The 17,641-nt window shown below is 35.1% G+C and carries 17 protein-coding genes and 2 pseudogenes; 5 read left to right on the top strand and 14 right to left on the bottom strand.

Annotated elements, in window-relative coordinates:
- Positions 1-4: 4 nt before the first annotated feature.
- Positions 5-118 (top strand): hypothetical protein, encoded by a 114-nt coding sequence (locus ACY65O_RS07425; protein ID WP_462220219.1) that lies wholly within the window; start codon positions 5-7, stop codon positions 116-118.
- Between the two features lie 42 nt (positions 119-160).
- On the opposite strand, the pseudogene ACY65O_RS07420 reads toward ACY65O_RS07425, so the two are convergent.
- From ACY65O_RS07420 to fbp, 6 genes and pseudogenes are all read right to left on the bottom strand, one after another.
- Positions 161-442: pseudogene (locus ACY65O_RS07420) on the bottom strand (NUDIX hydrolase); the annotation flags it as partial.
- 197 nt (positions 443-639) lie between these two features.
- Positions 640-1,167: a YfiT family bacillithiol transferase gene (locus ACY65O_RS07415; RefSeq protein WP_462220218.1), complete on the bottom strand. Its 528-nt coding sequence runs from the start codon at positions 1,165-1,167 to the stop codon at positions 640-642.
- Between the two features lie 110 nt (positions 1,168-1,277).
- Positions 1,278-2,060 (bottom strand): FKBP-type peptidyl-prolyl cis-trans isomerase, encoded by a 783-nt coding sequence (locus ACY65O_RS07410; RefSeq protein ID WP_462220217.1) that lies wholly within the window; start codon positions 2,058-2,060, stop codon positions 1,278-1,280.
- A gap of 48 nt (positions 2,061-2,108) precedes the next feature.
- Positions 2,109-2,867 carry an ABC transporter ATP-binding protein gene (locus ACY65O_RS07405; protein ID WP_462220216.1) on the bottom strand — a complete coding sequence of 253 codons (759 nt, stop codon included), beginning with the start codon at positions 2,865-2,867 and terminating at the stop codon, positions 2,109-2,111.
- A gap of 9 nt (positions 2,868-2,876) precedes the next feature.
- The gene (locus ACY65O_RS07400; RefSeq protein ID WP_462220215.1) at positions 2,877-3,332 is read right to left on the bottom strand and encodes a GNAT family N-acetyltransferase; all 456 of its coding nucleotides are present in this window, start codon (positions 3,330-3,332) and stop codon (positions 2,877-2,879) included.
- 66 nt (positions 3,333-3,398) lie between these two features.
- On the bottom strand, positions 3,399-4,415 hold the full coding sequence (fbp, locus tag ACY65O_RS07395) for a class 1 fructose-bisphosphatase (RefSeq protein WP_462220214.1): 1,017 nt from the start codon (positions 4,413-4,415) through the stop codon (positions 3,399-3,401).
- Positions 4,416-4,529: 114 nt separating this feature from the next.
- Between fbp and ACY65O_RS07390 the strand changes: the two genes are divergently transcribed.
- The 3 genes and pseudogenes from ACY65O_RS07390 to ACY65O_RS07380 form a co-directional block, all read left to right on the top strand.
- Positions 4,530-5,792: an aspartate kinase gene (locus ACY65O_RS07390; protein ID WP_462220213.1), complete on the top strand. Its 1,263-nt coding sequence runs from the start codon at positions 4,530-4,532 to the stop codon at positions 5,790-5,792.
- 85 nt (positions 5,793-5,877) lie between these two features.
- The gene (locus tag ACY65O_RS07385) at positions 5,878-6,081 is read left to right on the top strand and encodes a hypothetical protein (protein ID WP_462220212.1); all 204 of its coding nucleotides are present in this window, start codon (positions 5,878-5,880) and stop codon (positions 6,079-6,081) included.
- A 107-nt stretch (positions 6,082-6,188) separates the two neighbouring features.
- Positions 6,189-6,521 (top strand): annotated as a pseudogene (locus tag ACY65O_RS07380) (PIN domain-containing protein); the annotation flags it as partial.
- Here ACY65O_RS07380 and ACY65O_RS07375 read toward each other — a convergent pair.
- The 8 genes from ACY65O_RS07375 to ACY65O_RS07340 form a co-directional block, all read right to left on the bottom strand.
- Entirely contained in the window at positions 6,518-7,285 is a 768-nt protein-coding gene (locus ACY65O_RS07375) for a L,D-transpeptidase family protein (RefSeq protein ID WP_462220211.1), read from the bottom strand. The pseudogene ACY65O_RS07380 and the gene ACY65O_RS07375 sit on opposite strands and share 4 nt — an antisense overlap.
- A 120-nt stretch (positions 7,286-7,405) precedes the next feature.
- Positions 7,406-8,539 carry a 4-hydroxyphenylpyruvate dioxygenase gene (gene hppD, locus ACY65O_RS07370; RefSeq protein WP_462220210.1) on the bottom strand — a complete coding sequence of 378 codons (1,134 nt, stop codon included), beginning with the start codon at positions 8,537-8,539 and terminating at the stop codon, positions 7,406-7,408.
- Positions 8,540-8,820: 281 nt separating this feature from the next.
- Positions 8,821-9,597, bottom strand: coding sequence for a methyltransferase domain-containing protein (locus tag ACY65O_RS07365; protein ID WP_462220209.1), 777 nt, complete (start codon positions 9,595-9,597; stop codon positions 8,821-8,823).
- A gap of 7 nt (positions 9,598-9,604) precedes the next feature.
- Complete coding sequence (locus ACY65O_RS07360; RefSeq protein WP_462220208.1) at positions 9,605-10,348, bottom strand: class I SAM-dependent DNA methyltransferase; 744 nt, start codon at positions 10,346-10,348, stop codon at positions 9,605-9,607.
- A gap of 4 nt (positions 10,349-10,352) precedes the next feature.
- Entirely contained in the window at positions 10,353-10,862 is a 510-nt protein-coding gene (locus tag ACY65O_RS07355) for a GNAT family N-acetyltransferase (protein ID WP_462220207.1), read from the bottom strand.
- A 103-nt stretch (positions 10,863-10,965) separates the two neighbouring features.
- On the bottom strand, positions 10,966-13,956 hold the full coding sequence (locus ACY65O_RS07350; RefSeq protein ID WP_462220206.1) for a TonB-dependent receptor domain-containing protein: 2,991 nt from the start codon (positions 13,954-13,956) through the stop codon (positions 10,966-10,968).
- A gap of 247 nt (positions 13,957-14,203) precedes the next feature.
- Complete coding sequence (locus ACY65O_RS07345; RefSeq protein ID WP_462220205.1) at positions 14,204-15,364, bottom strand: FecR family protein; 1,161 nt, start codon at positions 15,362-15,364, stop codon at positions 14,204-14,206.
- 90 nt (positions 15,365-15,454) lie between these two features.
- Positions 15,455-16,009, bottom strand: a complete 555-nt coding sequence (locus tag ACY65O_RS07340) for an RNA polymerase sigma factor (protein ID WP_462220204.1) — start codon at positions 16,007-16,009, stop codon at positions 15,455-15,457.
- Between the two features lie 139 nt (positions 16,010-16,148).
- On the opposite strand from ACY65O_RS07340, the gene ACY65O_RS07335 reads away from it, so the two are divergent.
- Positions 16,149-17,276: a 5-(carboxyamino)imidazole ribonucleotide synthase gene (locus ACY65O_RS07335; RefSeq protein ID WP_462220203.1), complete on the top strand. Its 1,128-nt coding sequence runs from the start codon at positions 16,149-16,151 to the stop codon at positions 17,274-17,276.
- Positions 17,277-17,641: the final 365 nt, after the last annotated feature.

Here is a 17,641-nt window from a genome sequence, read left to right as displayed (position 1 = left end):
CGCCTTGCCCGGCAAGGTCGAACTCGCCGAGATCTCCGGCTCCGACACCTTCGTGCACGTGCACACGCAAATCGGCGAGCTCGTGGCGCAGCTCACCGGCGTGCCTGAATTTTTCTAATGGCACTGTTAATAATTCTATTTCTTCGTTACGATCTAATTGTTGTGCTGCTATTTTTTTTCCTCCTCTTGCCAAATACAAATAAGTAAAGTTATCAATCATGCCTGGGTTAGAAGCAATTTTTCCTAAATAATCGTAGCTGGTAAATTCGTATCCGGTTTCTTCAAGCAATTCTCTTGCAATAGCTTTTTGCACATCTTCGCCTGCATCAATAAATCCGCCGGGAATTTCCAGAATAGTTTCGCCAATGGCATGGCGATATTGCCTTACCAATACCACTTCGTTATTTTCTGTAACCGGCACAGCACAAACACTCGGCGGCATTTCCACCACAAAATAAGGATCTACAATTTGCCCGTCGGGTCTTTCGCAACGGTCTTCTCTTGCAGTAAAATAAATGTGGTTGCTTAAATATTTTGAGGAGAGTTTTGTCCAGTTCATTGTTTTGGTTTAGGGGGTTTAGAAATTTAGGTTTTAGCGCTTCCCCAATAAACTAATTAACCAGTTAAATAATCAAATATTTACCATTTCATCCTTTCTCTTAAATTGGTAATATGCGCCACATGATGCCTGCCATGCCATGCGTACATACCCAGCAAAAACCACAAGGTCATTTCTTTTTTATGTTCGGGATGAAAAACTGTTTTTTGTAAATCTGTTTCCGATAAATTTTTAAGAATATGATACCAGCGGCTGTGCAATGCATGCAATAAAGTAAGTGAAATATTAATGGGCAATTCTAAAGAATCTTTTAACTCGGCCCATGCCACTTCATCATAAGGCCTGATGGTGGGATTGTTTTCTGTAAGTCCCAGTTTAAAACGTATATAGGCATTCATGTGGCTGTCGGCAACATGATGCACCACTTGCTTCACCATCCATCCACCTTCACGATAAACTGTATTGAGTTGTGCAGCATCTAAATTTAAAATAGCATTTTCTAAATGCTGTGGTAAATTTTTTATGTCGAGCAACCACTGCTGCAATTGTTTATCAGAAAATGGTTGTGCTTCGTATTTACCAATGGGGTATCTTAAATCTTCACTCATTGTTGATTATTAATTTGTCTAATAAATTTATTCATAGCAGCATTTAACCAGTTTTTCTTCCTGTCCTTTTTTTTGAAACTATTGAATTCTTGAAAAACAATTTTTTAATTTTAATTTCTACCGCCTGGTTTAATTCCTTCTAACGACATTTCAAAAATTAAAGCAGCTCCCGGTGGTATTGCATTTGGGTCAGGGGGATTTAAATAATAACCAAGCTCTGTAGGAATATATACTTTCCATTTATCGCCTATACTCATTAATTGTAAAATTTCTGTCCAGCCTTTTATTACACTGGTAACGGCTATGGTTAGTGGTTGACCTCGTTTATACGAATTATCAAATTCAATTCCGTCAACAGTAGTACCGATATAATTTACCACCACTGCATCGTTAATTTTTGGTTTGGCAGTTACGCTGTCTGCGCCTTTAATTATTTCGTATTGCAGACCATTAGGCAGAGTAATAACACCTGTACGTTTTTTGTTAGCTTCTAAAAAAGCAACGCCTTTTGCAATTTCCGCTGCAGCTGCTTCTTTCACCTTACCCTCATTCAATTTATCTTCTTTCATTTTTTCTTCGCCAAAAACCTGCGATTGCCTTTGCAAACATTCATTCATTTTAGCAGGCTCAATTAATGGTTGCTTATTTTTATATACATCATCAATGGCCCTTTGCATAATGGCAGCATTAACCCTTTTTATATTTTGCGACCGCATATTGGTAGCAACTGCATACCCTGCTGCATAACTAAAGCTATCGGATAAATTTTTAAATATTGATTTTGCCGCAACAGGCTTTGCCGCCGCTGGTTTTGCCACTACTTTGGCAGGCTTTTGTGCAGCCGCATAAAAAAATGTTGCCATCAACATCATACTAACTAATGCCTTCTTCATTTACTTTTATTTTTTATTTATAAATTAATTGTGCAAATAAACAACTTGTTATTCATCCCTCATTTCTTTTCCTGTTAAATGTATAAAAACATCTTCGAGGTTGGCGGCTTTAACCTGTTTGGGTTTTTCAAAACCACTGGCCACTAAATCATCAATCATTTTATCAGGCGAATCTAAAGAAATTATTTTACCCTCATCCATTATGGCAATCCTGTCGCAAAGCTGTTCGGCTTCGTCCATATAATGTGTGGTGATAATAACGGTGGTGCCCTGCGCCCTGATATTTATTATTAGATCCCATAAATTTCTTCTTGCCTGCGGATCTAAACCTGTTGTAGGTTCATCTAAAAAAATAATTTTAGGTTTATTAATTAACGTGGTAGCAATTGAAAAGCGTTGTTTTTGTCCGCCACTTAATTCTTTAAATTTATTTTTTGCCTTATCTTCTAAATTAACCAGTTTTAATAATTCTGTTGGGTTTACCGGCTGGTTGTATAAACCGCCAAATAAATGTATAAGTTCAATTAAAGTAAGGCCGGGATAAAAACCTGATGTTTGCAACTGTACACCAATTATTTTTTTTATGTCGTTGGGGTTTTCATCCAAATTTATTCCGTCAACAATTATTTCGCCGCTGGTTTTATCCCTTAAGGTTTCAATAATTTCAAGTGTGGTAGATTTGCCTGCGCCATTGGGCCCTAATAACCCAAATATTTCTCCTTCATATACATCAAAGGAAATATCTTTTACGGCTGCAAAATTGCCGTAATTTTTTTTTAAATTTTTTACTGAGATGATAATTTTCATACCTGCAATTTACAATTTCATCTCCATTTTTACATCTGCTGTTTCAAACGGGGAGTTGGTTACTGCAACATGATGGAAGCCATATTTTTGATACAGTCCTAAAGCAGTTATTAGCTGGTGATTGGAAAAAAGTTCAAGTTTACCTGCGCCAATTTTTCTGGCTTTATCAATACATACTTCAATCAATAATTTACTTATTCCTTTTCCTTTAAACTCATCGGCCACCGCCATTTTAGCCAATTCAAATATTTCGTTGTTTTCTTTTATCAATGCAGCAGAACCAACAATTTTATCCCCCACTTTAGCCAGCCATATAAAACCACCTTTACTAATAATGGTATCTTCCGGATTATCTAAAATCATTAAATCATGACTTTCGGTAAGATTATATTTATCCAACCATTCTATATTCAATTTATAAAAATCTGGTTGATATTTATTTTCATATTCAATAATCTCTACCATTTCTCAAAGCTGTTATTCTTAAATAAATTATTTTTTAGAGTAAAATATTTTTGCCGGCCAGTAATTCTATACACCCGTTTTCATAAAACCTTCCAACTCTTCCATCATTAATTTACTGCCTGCAAAAAATGGTGTACGCTGGTGAAGCCCTGTTGGCTGTACTTCCAGCATGCGTTGTTTTCCGTTTGTAGCTTTACCACCTGCCACTTCAATAATAAATGCACAGGGGTTACACTCGTACATTACCCGTAATTTTCCTTTGGGCTTATCAAACACTGCAGGATACATAAAGATGCCGCCTTTAATTAAATTACGATGTATATCTGCTACCATGCTGCCAATATAACGTTGTGTGTAAGGCCCGCCATTATCCTTTGTTTTTTTCTGACATTCGGTAATATATTTTTTTACCGGTTCCTCGTACTGAAAAAAGTTACCGTGGTTTACAGAATAAAATTTTCCTGTTTCCGGGCAAACAATATTTGGATGGCTTAAAGTAAATTCTCCAATAGACTGATCCAATGTAAAACCATTTACGCCTCGCCTTGTTGCATACACCATCATGGTGGATGACCCATAAATAATATAACCTGCTGCAACCTGCTTTACACCCTGTTGTAAAAAATCTGCTTCTGTTGCAGGTTTTCCTAATTCGCTCACACGCCGGTACACACTAAAAATGGTACCGATAGAAACATTTACATCAATATTGCTGCTGCCATCCAGAGGATCGAACAAACAAACATATTTACTGTTGTTACTCACTTCATCGTCAAAAATTACAATGTCGTCCAGTTCTTCGCTGCCAATGCCAGCACAACTAATGCCGTGGCGCAATACACCTACAAACTGATTGTTGGCAAAAATGTCTAATTTTTTTACTTCTTCGCCCTGTACATTCATTTCGCCTGCATCGCCTAAAATATCTACCAGCCCGGCTTTATTTACCTCTACATTTACACGTTTTGCTGCAAGGCCAATATCTCTTAATAAATTAGATAATTCGCCGGTGGCTTTTGGAAAATCACGTAACTGCTGAATGGTAAATTCGTCCAGTGTTTGAATCCTTCTGTTTGGTACCATATATTTATTTCTGGTTGTAGATTTTGTATCGATGCAAATCGGGATTAGATTTGCATTTCAAAAGTAAGAATAAAATAATTAGCCAAACAGCAAATGGCACATTAATAGATAACTATGAAGGTTTTTAAATTTGGAGGCGCCAGCATCAACAGCGTAGAAAGAATACAAAACGTTGGTAAAATTTTACAGTCTTTCAGCGGAGAAAAAATTTTAATAATTATTTCTGCCATGGGCAAAACCACCAATGCACTGGAAAAAGTGGTGGATGCTTTTTTTGAAGGCAGAAATGACGATGCACTAAAATTATTTGAGCAGGTTAAAGAACAACATCTTAATACACTTAAATATCTTACGCCATTAAGCTGGCAGCAGGCCGAAAATCATTTAAAAGATTTTTTTACAGAAATTGAATGGCTGCTGCATGATAAAGCAGTAAGAGAATACGATTATTATTACGATCAAATTGTTTGCAGCGGCGAATTATTAAGCACCGCCATGTTGAGTGATTATCTTAATGAAATTAATATAAAAAATAAATGGATTGATGTAAGGGATATAGTAAGAACCGACGATAATTTTAGAGATGCCATTATTGACTGGACTTACACCCAACAAAAAGTTACCGATGTTATTGCACCCATTTTTAATACCGCTGATATTGTAATTACACAGGGATTTATTGGCGCTACCGATGAAAATGAAAGCACTACTTTAGGAAGAGAAGGCAGCGATTACAGCGCCGCTATTTTTGCCAACCTGTTAAATGCCGAAAGCCAAACCATTTGGAAAGATGTGGAAGGCGTGATGAATGCCGACCCCAAACAATTTGCCGATGCAACATTTATTGATGCATTAAGTTATACCGAAGTAATTGAAATGGCATATTACGGTGCACAGGTTATTCACCCAAAAACAATCAAACCTTTACAAAATAAAAATATCCCTTTGCATGTAAGATGTTTTTTGCAACCTGACCTTGCAGGAACAATTATCAGTAATAAAACAGATCATAAACTGCCACCTATAATTGTTGTAAAAGATAAACAGGTATTAATGGAATTGAGCAGCAAAGATTTTTCTTTTGTGGGAGAAAATGGCATAAGTGATCTATATGAACTTTTTGCCACTATAAAAATTAAACCCAACCTTACACAAACGGGTGCAATAAGTATTTTATGTTGTTTAGATGACCGGCCGGACAAGATTGAGAAACTGGCATTAGCCGCCAGCGAATTATTTGATGTGCAGGTGAAAAAAGATTTAACGTTGTTAACTATCCGTCATTATACCAGAGAAAAATTTGATGAGTTAACAAAAGATAAAACTATTTTGCTAACGCAAAGAACAACGGAAACGGTGCAGGTGCTGATGTATTGATCGTTTAAAAGATATAAAATAATATTGCTCCGCCCTAAACTTAATAAAGACAAATAATTTCGTAACTTGAACTAAATACAAGCATATGGTTATTGAAAGAACAAAAAAAGAAGTAATTATCAGGCTTCCCTCCGGCGTTGATACAACCGGTCTGCAGCGTTTAGTTGATTACCTTACTTATAAAGAAGCTACTTCAAAATCAAAAGCAAAACAATCCGACATTAACGCTTTGGCTAATGATGTTAAAGAAGGCTGGTGGAGTAAAAACCGAAGCAGATTTGTAAAATGAAAATAGTTGTTGACACCAATATTATTTTTAGTGCCTTACTAAAGTCAAACGGAAATATTGGAGATTTGTTATTTAATTCCGACAAAGATTTTTAATTTTACAGTTGCAGTTATATGCGTTATGAAATTCAAAAACATTGGGAACGGCTAAAGAAAATTTCAAAATTAACACAGGAAAATCTCGAAATATCCTATACACTGGTTATTTCAAAACTTAAATTTATAAACGAAGAAATTATTCCTGCAGAAACCTGGCTGGCATCGGAACAAATAACAAAAGGCCTTGACATAGATGACACAGATTTTGTAGCGTTAACTAGATTTTTAAAAGCTACTCTTTGGACTGGGGATAAAATTTTGTACCGAGGATTAAAGAAACTTAATTTTAAAAGAGTAATGAATACAGCCGAACTACTGGCACTAAGGGCATCAAAAAATTAATCCACCACATACTCCCCTTTCTTATTCACCAAAATAACAGGCAGTTGTTTTTTCTCTTCAAAAAAATTAAAAGCTTCTTTTAGCTGAGCAGTAAAACCAACTAATGCAGGTTTTATTTTTAATGTTTCTGCAAGGTAATCGGCAGATTTTTTTACATTATATTTTACAGGGAAAACATGTACGGGAATAAAATCCTGTCCGTTGGTTTTTACATGTGTGGCAATAATGTACACTTCTTCCATCGGTATATCGGTGATGGGTATGCAGCCGGTAGAAACGCAATTGCCATGTATATAAATGGCATTACCCGGACGAACAGAATCGCTTAAAATTTTATCGGAGGCATTGGGATAATTTAAACCGAGTGCCAAATGATAATTGCTGTTGGGGTTAAACTCGTTGATATAATAAAAACCTTCGGGCACCTGGTAATCTCCTTCCATACGCTTGGGCCCCATGGTGCCGCTTTGCATGCACACTTTGTAAGATTTAAAAAGCTTAAATGGTTCTTTAGCGTTTCCTTTTACCCAAACTTCCAGTTGCCTGTCGTATTTAAACGAACGCACATACATTTCCTGTGGTGGCCAGGTTAATTTTTTATCTTCAAACTGCTTTCTTACCGAATCTTCCATATTGCTGAAGATGCCTGAAACTTTCCCTGAAACTTTTTGAAAATCTACAAATGAAGTTTGTGAGAATAAAGTGCCTGCTGCTAAAAAAGCAGGTACGGTAATAAGAAAAAATTTTATTAAGAAAGACTTCATTAGAAATATTGGGGTTACCCTTAAAGAACGTAAAAATAAAAATAAAATTGAAACTTTATTTGTTAAAAAAATAACAGGAGAGGCAAATGTTGAAAAAGTAAGGAGTTTTCCCAAGTGTAATTACAAATTTCCCCTTAAATCCTGCTCTTTTTCCAATGCCTCAAATAAAGCTTTAAAATTTCCTTTACCAAAACTTTTTGCTCCCTTACGCTGAATGATTTCAAAAAATAATGTAGGCCTGTCTTCCAAAGGTTTGCTGAAAATTTGCAACAAATAACCTTCGTCATCACGGTCAATTAAAATACCCAGTTCGCTCAATGGTTTTAAATCTTCATCAATTTTACCCACACGGTTTAAAACCGTTTCGTAATAACTATCCGGAATTTTTAAAAACTCAATACCACGTTTTTGTAATTCGGTTACGGTTTCAATAATATTAGCTGTTGCAATGGCCACATGCTGTACGCCTTCGCCATTGTAAAAATCTAAATATTCTTCTACCTGGCTTTTCTTTTTTCCTTCGGCAGGTTCGTTAATAGGGAATTTTACAAACCCATTTCCATTGCTCATTACCTTGCTCATTAATGCAGAGTATTCGGTAGAAATATCTTTATCATCAAAACTTAAAATATTTTTAAAGCCCATTACCTCTTCATAAAATTTTACCCATGGGTTCATCTGGTTCCATCCCACATTGCCCACGCAATGATCTACATATAATAATCCTGTTGAAATGGGATTGTAATTCGATTTCCATTCTCTGAAACCAGGCATAAATGGACCTGTGTAATTTTTTCTCTCTACAAAAAGATGCACTGTTTCGCCATAGGTATGAATACCGCTTAAAACCACTTCGCCATTATCATCTTTTAAAGTGGTTGGGGTTAAATAAGATTTGCCACCACGTTTGGTAGTTTCTTGCCATGCACTTGTGGCGTCTTCTACTTTCAATGCTAATATTTTTACACCGTCGCCATGTTTGTAAATATGCTCGGCTATTTCATTATCCGTTCTTAAAGGTGTAGTTAAAACAAAAGTCAATTTATTCTGGCGGATAACATAGCTCACTTTATCTTTTACACCGGTTTCGGGCCCTGCATAGGCAAGGCTTTGAAAACCAAAAGCAGTTTTATAAAAATGTGCTGCCTGCTTGGCATTGCCCACATAAAATTCTACATAATCGGTGCCCTGCAGCGGTAAAAAATCTATTACAGTATTATTATCAGTTATTATTTGTGCTGTTGTTGTTTGCATTGTAATTAATTTGAAGTGAAGAATTTTTGCCCGCTGATTTCGCAAAATATGCAGATCATATTTTCTGCGGTATCAGCGTTATCTGCGGAAGAATATCAAATTAAAGCACCGTATCCATGGCAAGCGCAAGCATTAACAAAGAATAGTTATTGCGCCTGTCGGTAAAAATTTTATGTGGATAATCAGGTTGCATCTGGAACAAAAATATGCAATCTTATTCAGTAATAGTAATAAAGAAAGTTGTTAAAAAATGCCCGTTTATTTTTGGATGTTGATAAAAATTATTTTTTTATTCTTACCTGCATAGCATAATTATACGTATCCAACGGCGTAATAATTATTTTTTCGGGAGCAGCAAAATGCAGGTAGCTATACAATTTTTCTTTTGTAAAACGTTGGCTCCAAAAACCTTCTTTGGTGGCGGTAAAAGAATCCTGGGCATCAGTAATTACCGTCATGCCCATTTTATTATACGATTCTTCCTGTTTTTGGCGTGTACTCTCGTTATCAAGATAACAGGCTCCTAATACCAATTCTCCTCCGGGGTTTAAAAGATTATACGCAGCAGAAAAAATGGTTTCAAACTTTTCATTTTTTGAAAGGTCGAGCCTTTGCACGGAGTTTTTATAATTTTCAAAAGAAAAATTATCAGGATAAAAATTGCCCGCTGTAAACCAGGTAGTAATTACTAAATCGTATTTTTTTTGCCATTTGTCTAAATTAGTGGCTTCAAAAAAATGTGCGGTTACTTTATTTTGAATGTGCAGCTCTGCAATATTTTTATTTGAAATGTCAACGCATGCCATTGCATTATCTGTACCATCATATTCACCCACCACATCCCAAATTTCTTTTACACCGCATAAATGTTTGGGGATACGGGCATTGCCAATGCCGATATCTAAAATGGAAATGGGTGCGTTTTTCTTTATTGCCAGTTCAGTAATTACTTTTTTCAGCTCAATAAATTCGGCCCATTGCGCCTGTATTAAATGTTCGGAAATATAACTGAGGTCGAAAGATTTTTCTACCGTATTGGTATTATCATACATTGCCATAACAAAATCAATTTATTTTTTGAGCCACCATTACAAAGGTATCAAATGCGTAAGAAGGTTTTGCAATCATTTCAAGAACATGAAAGCCAGCCAACTGCAAAAAAATTATCATTTCGTCTTTGGTGAAGGTCCTGATGGCTGTAGTGTCTTCGCCAATTGCTGTCAATTGCCCGTTTTCATTTTCGTAATAAAAAAAAGAATTCCATACAAAAGACCAGCTATCTGTAAAGGTCGGTTCCCAAAAACTTTCACGCAGATAAGTTTTATTTTGAAAGTTTACTTTATGAATCATTTTTTTTGATGGAAAAGTTATTGGCACAAATTGATTGGCATCTATACAATCGAAACATACAATACCCGGCGATTTTAAATTTTTATGGATGCATTGTAAAGTATCCAGCACTTCTTTATTTTGTATAAGATGGCTGATGGTACGTCCGGTAAAAATACATGCGTCAACTTTTGTTTCTAATTCAAAAGCCCTCATATCACCTGCCATAAATTTACCCTGTGCGTTATTTTTCTTAGCAATATTCAGCATGCCCTCACTAAAATCCATTCCTGTATAATCAAAATTATTTTTTATAAAACGGCTTGCAAGGTTTCCTGTACCGCATCCCGTTTCCAATAAAGAGTGGCAATTGTATTTGCGAAGAATATTGCTGTAAAACTCATATTCTTCATCGTAGTTATTAAAGCTTTGGTACATCGCTTCGTAAACCGCTGAAAGATTTGTATAAAGATTACTCATTGTTTTAATCAATTTTTATTTCAAATAAGCTCAATGTTACTGAGTCGTAATGTTTAGGCAGGGCATCAGATTTTATCTCTCCGGATAATCCTAAAAAAGTAAAACCGTTATTGGTATAATGCTCAATAAGTTTTTGATTATCGCCCCAGGTATCCATCCTTATAAATTGTTTATTATTTTCTTTACAATATTTTTTTGCCCACGCTACAATATCTTTTACGTAGTTATTTCCTCTAAACAATGGATGCGTTACAATGCGGTGTATATAGATTGATGGCTGGTTATCTTTTTCGCCCCAAATGGCCACATCATTAAATGTTATTGCAAAAATGCAAACAATACTATCATCAACCATTATTTTCCATTGCCGGTTTTCTTTAATTTCCTTTTCTACAAGCCCGGCATCAAACCCCTGCCAGTGTTTATTAAATTTTGTTTTTTGAAAAGCTATGGCAGCATCGTACAATTTAAATATTGCTTCCGTATCGGCTATTGTGCTGTTAATAATTTCCATCTTTGCTCTAATTTTTAAAATAAAAAAGGGTTGATGCATTTTCATGTCATCAACCCTTTTTAAAACAACTGCTAAATGATATGGTTTTTCAACTATTTAATTTTTAAAATTTATAATTAAACGACAAATTAAACATTGTACCTAATTGGCTAAATTGAGAACCATCATAAGTAGTGATGTTGTAACGTCCGTCAAATGTAAGATTTAGATCTTCGTTACGCAATAAAGCAGGGTTGTTTACAATGGCATTTGCAGAAGCAGATCCATCAGATTTGATTTTGTATTTAGGTATAACATTAAAAATGTTATTGATGTTGAATGCAATAGATAATTTATCAGTTGCTTCAAAATTTATACCTAAATCAGTAACTGCTGCTGTTTTAAATTCGGTGTATAATCCCGGATTAGAAAAATCTGCCTGTTTAAATTTGGTTGGTCCAAAAACTGTATTGTTTAATGAAAGCCCCAATTTCCCTGCTTCATAATTTACACCAAAAATGTATTTAAACTTTGGTCTTGATGTAAACATCAAAGCATCCTGCGTAGCATTAAAAACTGTTTGCCCAGCTAATGTACCTGTTAAAGCCTTTACACTTGCAGGGTTATTTACTGCGCCATCAACTTTATTATCAATAGTGTAGTTACCTGATAAATTAAGTACTACTTTGCCTTTTCCAAGTTTTATATTTCTGTACTCGGCAACAAAATCTAAACCAGAGGTAATAGAATTAATTGCGTTTACAAAAAACGCTTGCCCGCCAGTACCAAAATCAACCAAATTACCTAATACAATTCTGTCTTTTACTTTAATATTATAATAATCAAAAGTTACGCTAAAATCTCTACCGGGTTTTACACCAACACCAAAAGTTAAGTTGGTTGATTTTTCTGCTTTTAATTTTGGTACCCCATTTGTTCTTGCTGCTGTAGAAACATTATTTATAATTCCGGTAATCTGAATTGATCCGCCAGAAAAAGTAGATTGAGATTTCTCTGTATAAATTTGATGTAAAGATGGTGCCCTAAAACCTGTAGAAGCAGATCCTCTAAAAGTTAATTTATCATCCAAAGCTTTATATCTTGAACTTACTTTCCAAACAGTTGCATTTCCAAAATCGCTATAGCTTTCGCCACGAACGGTACCATTTAATAAGAAATCTTTAGTAACATCATACGACATATCAAAATATGCACCAAGGTTGTAACGGTTAAATTTTCCAGAATTTTCAGGTGTGTTTCCCTGATAAGAATCAGCCCCCAAACCATCGTAAGATTGTTTATCGCCTGCTATAACTTCAAAATTTTCTGTTCTAACCTCAGACCCAAAACCAATGCTTAAGTTGCTGGCAACTACTTTGGAGATATCTAAGTTACCCACTAAATGCCTGAATTTTGTTCCGCCTGGTTTAAAGGTATTTTGACCAATATAAACATTAGGGTTAGGTGCATATATAAAATTACCCGAAGCATCTTTAGACCTGTTTTGAGAATTAGTTACTGTATAATCCTGAGAGTTTCCGCCGGTTGTTAAACTTACATCTGTAAGCCAGCCATTATTTTTAGATTTAAAACCTAATGTAGCATTATAATCGTTTAAATCGCCAATAAAAGTGGGCACATAACCAATATAAGAAGCCGGAGTGCCTGTACCATATAAAGAAGCTAAATAGGGCATATCTGAAACTTTTCTCCAATAAGGTGCTCTGTAATTAGCGTAAGAGTTTACTTTTTTGAAAACATAAGCAGCATTGTAATAAATTTTTGTTGTTGAGCTTAAGTCGTTTCCTCCGTTTACCTCAAATTTTGCAGCTGAAGTTTCTGGTGCTCCATTAATATTACCGCCATCTTTTTTTAAATTTAAAAAGGCCTGTGTAGTAGCCAAAGGAACGCCCCAGTAAGCAGCTTCGTCGGCAGCACTTAAAGTACCAGGCCTGTTTGCTAAACCTACTTTAGATAAATCAATAGTATAATTAATAAACCCTTTTTCGCCAACGGTAGATCCGTTATTTAAACTAATGCCATACATTTTACCATCGCCTTTACCCGTAATACCTGTTCTTACTGTTACAGCACCGCCATTGGTATTTTTCTTCAAAATAATATTCATTACACCAGCTATTGCATCAGATCCGTACTGTGCAGAAGCACCATCACGAAGAATTTCTACTCTTTCAATAGCGTCTGTAGGAATTGCAGAAATATCAGCACCGGTTTCTCCCCGTCCCGGAGATGTTTGAGTGTAAACCAATGAACTCATGTTTTTTCTTTTTCCATTTATCAAAATTAAAGTACGGCTTGGGCCCATATTTCTAATTTCATACGGATCTAATAATGATGTAGCATCATTTACTGGTGTTTGTACAGTGTTAAAAGAAGGCACACGATATTGCAAAGCTTTATCAAAGGTTGTTTGCCCTGTTGATTTTAATGATTTAGCATCAAAATTATCAACTGGCAACGGAGAATTTGCTGAAGAACGTGGTAAAGAACGGGTACCTACTGAAATTACTAATGACTCAAGATTTTGATCGTCTATTAATAATTCGGCATCTACTGTTTTTTGTTCGCCACCCTCAGTTTTAATATTTAAAGTTTGAGAAATATAGCCAACAGATGAAAAAGAAATTGTTTTATCACCATCTTTAATTGTTAGAGAATATTTGCCGTTAGCATCTGTAGTAGTGCCACGGTTTGATGGTTTTGCTAAAACACTTACACCCGACAAAGGCGTTCCTTTACTTGTAACTGTACCGCTTACAACTGCCAAAGGTGCAACTGCCACAGTTGTAACAACAGCTTCTTGCTTAGGCTTTATTATTACAGTTTTTTCTACAATGGTATAAGTTAATGGTTGCTGTTTAAGGCACAGGTCCAGCACTTCCTGTATAGTAGCATCTTTTACATCAATATTTACCTTTGTTGCTTTTTCTACATTTTGATTGCTGTAGATAAAAAAGTAATCGCTTTGTTTGCGTATTTCTTTAAATACTTTTTCGAGAGATACATTTTTTTTAGAAATGGTAATTTTTTGCCCGAACCCATTTGCACTCACATGCAAAGCAGCTGCAAACAAAAAAATAACAACCAATTTCATAATCTTAATGGTTTTGGTTAGTAGCCCCTGCTTTTTAAGCAATGGATTACAAGTAACATTTTTCATACTTTTGTAATGTTTGAGATTAATAAATAATAAGCAGTCTAAGACAGGATTGTATTAAAAAAAATTAACTCAGATACCTGCCGGAAGTGCTGCAAACATTTCCGGTTTTTTCTTTTGTTAACGGTTATTAATTGTTTTTAAAGTTTAATTATTTTTTAGTTAGATAATACTGTTTGCATCACTAAGGCATTACTAAAATCTTTTTTCCTTCTATTTTAAAATGTATATCACCAGTAAGTTCAAGCATTTTTAAAACCCCTGATAAATTTATATACCTTGAAATTTGTCCGGTAAATCTTCTGCTGGTAACGTTGCCCTGGTAACTGATATCTGCATCGTACCACCGGTTTAACTGTTGCATTATTGTTTTAATATCGTTATTTTCAAAAAAGAACATGCCATTTTTCCAGGCCAGGTCTTTTTCAATTTCTGCATCAGTAATAATAATGGCGCCATTATTATCAAGGCTTGCCTGTTTACCCGGTTTTAATAAACCCACAGCACTGCCTTTTGTAACCTTTACAGCACCTTCAAGTAAAGTAGTTTTTATTTCGCTTTCTTCATTATAAGCCATTACATTAAAATGCGTACCCAGCACCTGCACATTCATTTCGCTTACAGTAACATTAAAAGGCATTGCAGCATTTTTTTCTATTTCAAAATAGGCTTCGCCGGATAGTTCAACATTTCTTTGTTTACCTGTAAAGGCAGTTGGAAAACGTAAGGATGATGCAGCGTTGAGCCAAACTTTTGATCCATCGGAAAGTACAATTTGGTACATGCCGCCTTTAGGTGTACTGATAGTATTATATAAAACTTCGCCGTTGTTGCCCGAAGCCGTGTAAGCCAATTTACCATCCAGTTTTATAATAGTGGTATTGCCCTGGTTAGTAAGGTTACCGTTTGCGGCACTGTCTAACACAATTTTAGAACCGTCAGCCAGTGTTAATACAGCTTTATTTCCCCCGGGTGCCATATCTGCACTATTAGTTTTTGCAACTTGCTGCTTAAGGTTGTTTTTACCCAACCCCAATTTATAAAAAGTAAATATCCCAAATAACAAAATAGCTGCTGCGGCTATCTTAAACCATGTTCTTTTAAAAATGGGGATCATTTTATTTTTTTCTGCTGCAATTTGTTTTTTTATCCCGGCATAAGTTTCATCAGCTGCATTACCCCATGTTGCTTTAGAGCCTGGCCAAGTATCATCCATTTCTAAATTTTGCATGATGATATCCCTTAATAATAACTCATTTTCCTGCACATTAAAATACTCCAGTAATGCCTCCACCTCAGCAGGTGTACATTGATTGTTCAAATATTTTTTAAATAGATATAGCATATCGTTTGGTAATTTTCGTAGTAGGTTACTATATAAATACGCATGCCACAAAGATATGCTCTGCTGCTAAGTGATATATTTTAAAATGAACTATGAGGCCATGGAGAAAGATAAAGCTAACAGAGAAAGTAAGGCATGCTCATGTTTTATAAAAAAAGCACGGATTGCCTTAGTTGCTTTTACAATATGATCGCTGATGGTGGAAACTGAAATACCCAGCAGTTCACTTACTTCTTTGTAACTTTTATCTTCTATTTTACAAAGCCTGAAAATTTGCTGGCGCTGAGGAGAGAGTGATTTGATGGCATTTTCGAGAAGAAGTGCAGTTTCTTTGTTTAAAAGCATTTCTTCTATATGCAGATATTCAGCTGGTGAAATAGTTATTAAATGAGCGGCCCTTTTTTTATCCCTTGCAGCCTGGCGGAAAAAATCATACACATTATTTTCTGCAATTTTTAAAATGTAGCAGCTAAAAGGTTTTTCAATATCTACCTGTTGCCTGTTTTTCCACACTTTTAAAAAAACATCCTGTAAAAGTTCCTGTGCATCTTTATCCGATTTTACAAATCTGAATAAATTACCATAAAGTTTTATGCTGTATTGTTTGTAAATTTTTTCAAAAGCAAGCTCATTACCTAACTGCATTTGCTGCAGAAGCTGTTTTTCATCGTATTAGAATTGCTCATCCATGGATATTACCAAGATTTTTACCCGCTAAAAATAATTAATTTAAGCCAAAGTATTTTTTCTAAAATAATTTTGATACTTACCTATATTTGCCAGCATGAAAAATGTTGGAATACTAGGTGGTGGCCAGTTGGGCAGAATGCTTTTACAAGCCGCTGCAAATTACCCTGTTAAAACTTATATAATGGAAAATGATGACGCCTGCCCTGCTGCTCATCTCTGCCATCATTTTACAAAAGGAGATATTACAAATTTTGATGACGTTTATAATTTTGGAAAAGGTTTAGATGCCATTACTATCGAAATAGAAAGCGTAAACGAAGAAGCACTTGAAAAATTAGAAAGTGAAGGTGTAAAGGTTTACCCTAAACCATCTGCATTAAAAATTATTAAAAATAAAATTTTACAAAAGCAATTTTATAAAGACAATCAAATACCCACCAGCGATTTTGTAATTACTCAAAATAAAAATGAATTAAACCAACACCAAAATTTTTTACCTGCTGCTCACAAAGTGGGTAAGGGTGGTTATGATGGCCGTGGTGTAGAGTTGATGAAAACAACTGCCGATTTTGCAAAAGGTTTTGATGCACCTTCTGTTTTAGAAAAGTTAGTACAGATAAAAAAAGAAATCGCAGTAATAATTGCTGTAAACGATAAAGGCGAAAATGCTTTGTACCCGCCTGTAGATATGGTTTTTGACCAGCGTTTAAATTTACTGGAGTTTCAAATAAGTCCTGCCGATTTACCCGAAAAAGTTTTATGGAAAGCAGAAGCTATTGCATTAAAAGTGGTAAAAGATTTAAAAAGTCCCGGCATTTTTGCAGTAGAATTATTTGTGGATATTGATAATAATGTTTTGGTAAACGAAACTGCGCCAAGAGTGCATAACAGCGGCCATCATACAATTGAAGCCAATTACAGCAGCCAGTTTGATATGTTGTGGCGCATTATGCTTAATTATCCTTTAGGCTGTACAGAACATATTTTACCGGCAGCCATTGTAAATTTATTGGGTGCAGAAGGGTTTAACGGCGAAGCATATTACGAAGGATTAAACGAAATTTTACAGTTAGACAATGTATTTGTACACATCTACGGAAAAACAAATACTAAGCCCGGCCGCAAAATGGGGCATGTAACTATTTTAAGTAAAGAAAAGCAGGAGCTTATTCACCAGGCCAACAGAATAAAACATACTTTAAAAGTAGTGTCGAAAATGTAAATTTACAGCCTGAATCTGCCAAAAATAATTCGCTCAAATTTCTTAAAGTAATTAAATTATGCAATATTTATTATTGATCAATTTTTAATTAATAATGTTACATGATTCATATAAATGCCTGAGTAGTTACCAAAAAAAATCGAAATATACCTTTTAGCAAATAGCAAGTTTATAAACGACAGTTTTTTTATAAATTGTAGTCTAATATTAAAATTGAACCAAGTGTTGGAAAAAATAAAGTTGATCACTGCCTTTTCAGGCCTTTTAGTGTTATTCAGTTGCCAGTCTTCTTCAAAAGAAGAAAATAAAAAAGCTTCAAAACCAGCCGCTCCTCCAGCTGCAAAAGTTGATGGATATATTGTTAC

It is taken from the genome of Ferruginibacter sp. (assembly GCF_031430955.1).
Taxonomy (GTDB): domain Bacteria; phylum Bacteroidota; class Bacteroidia; order Chitinophagales; family Chitinophagaceae; genus Ferruginibacter.
This window is presented reverse-complemented; position numbering and strand designations above follow the sequence as displayed.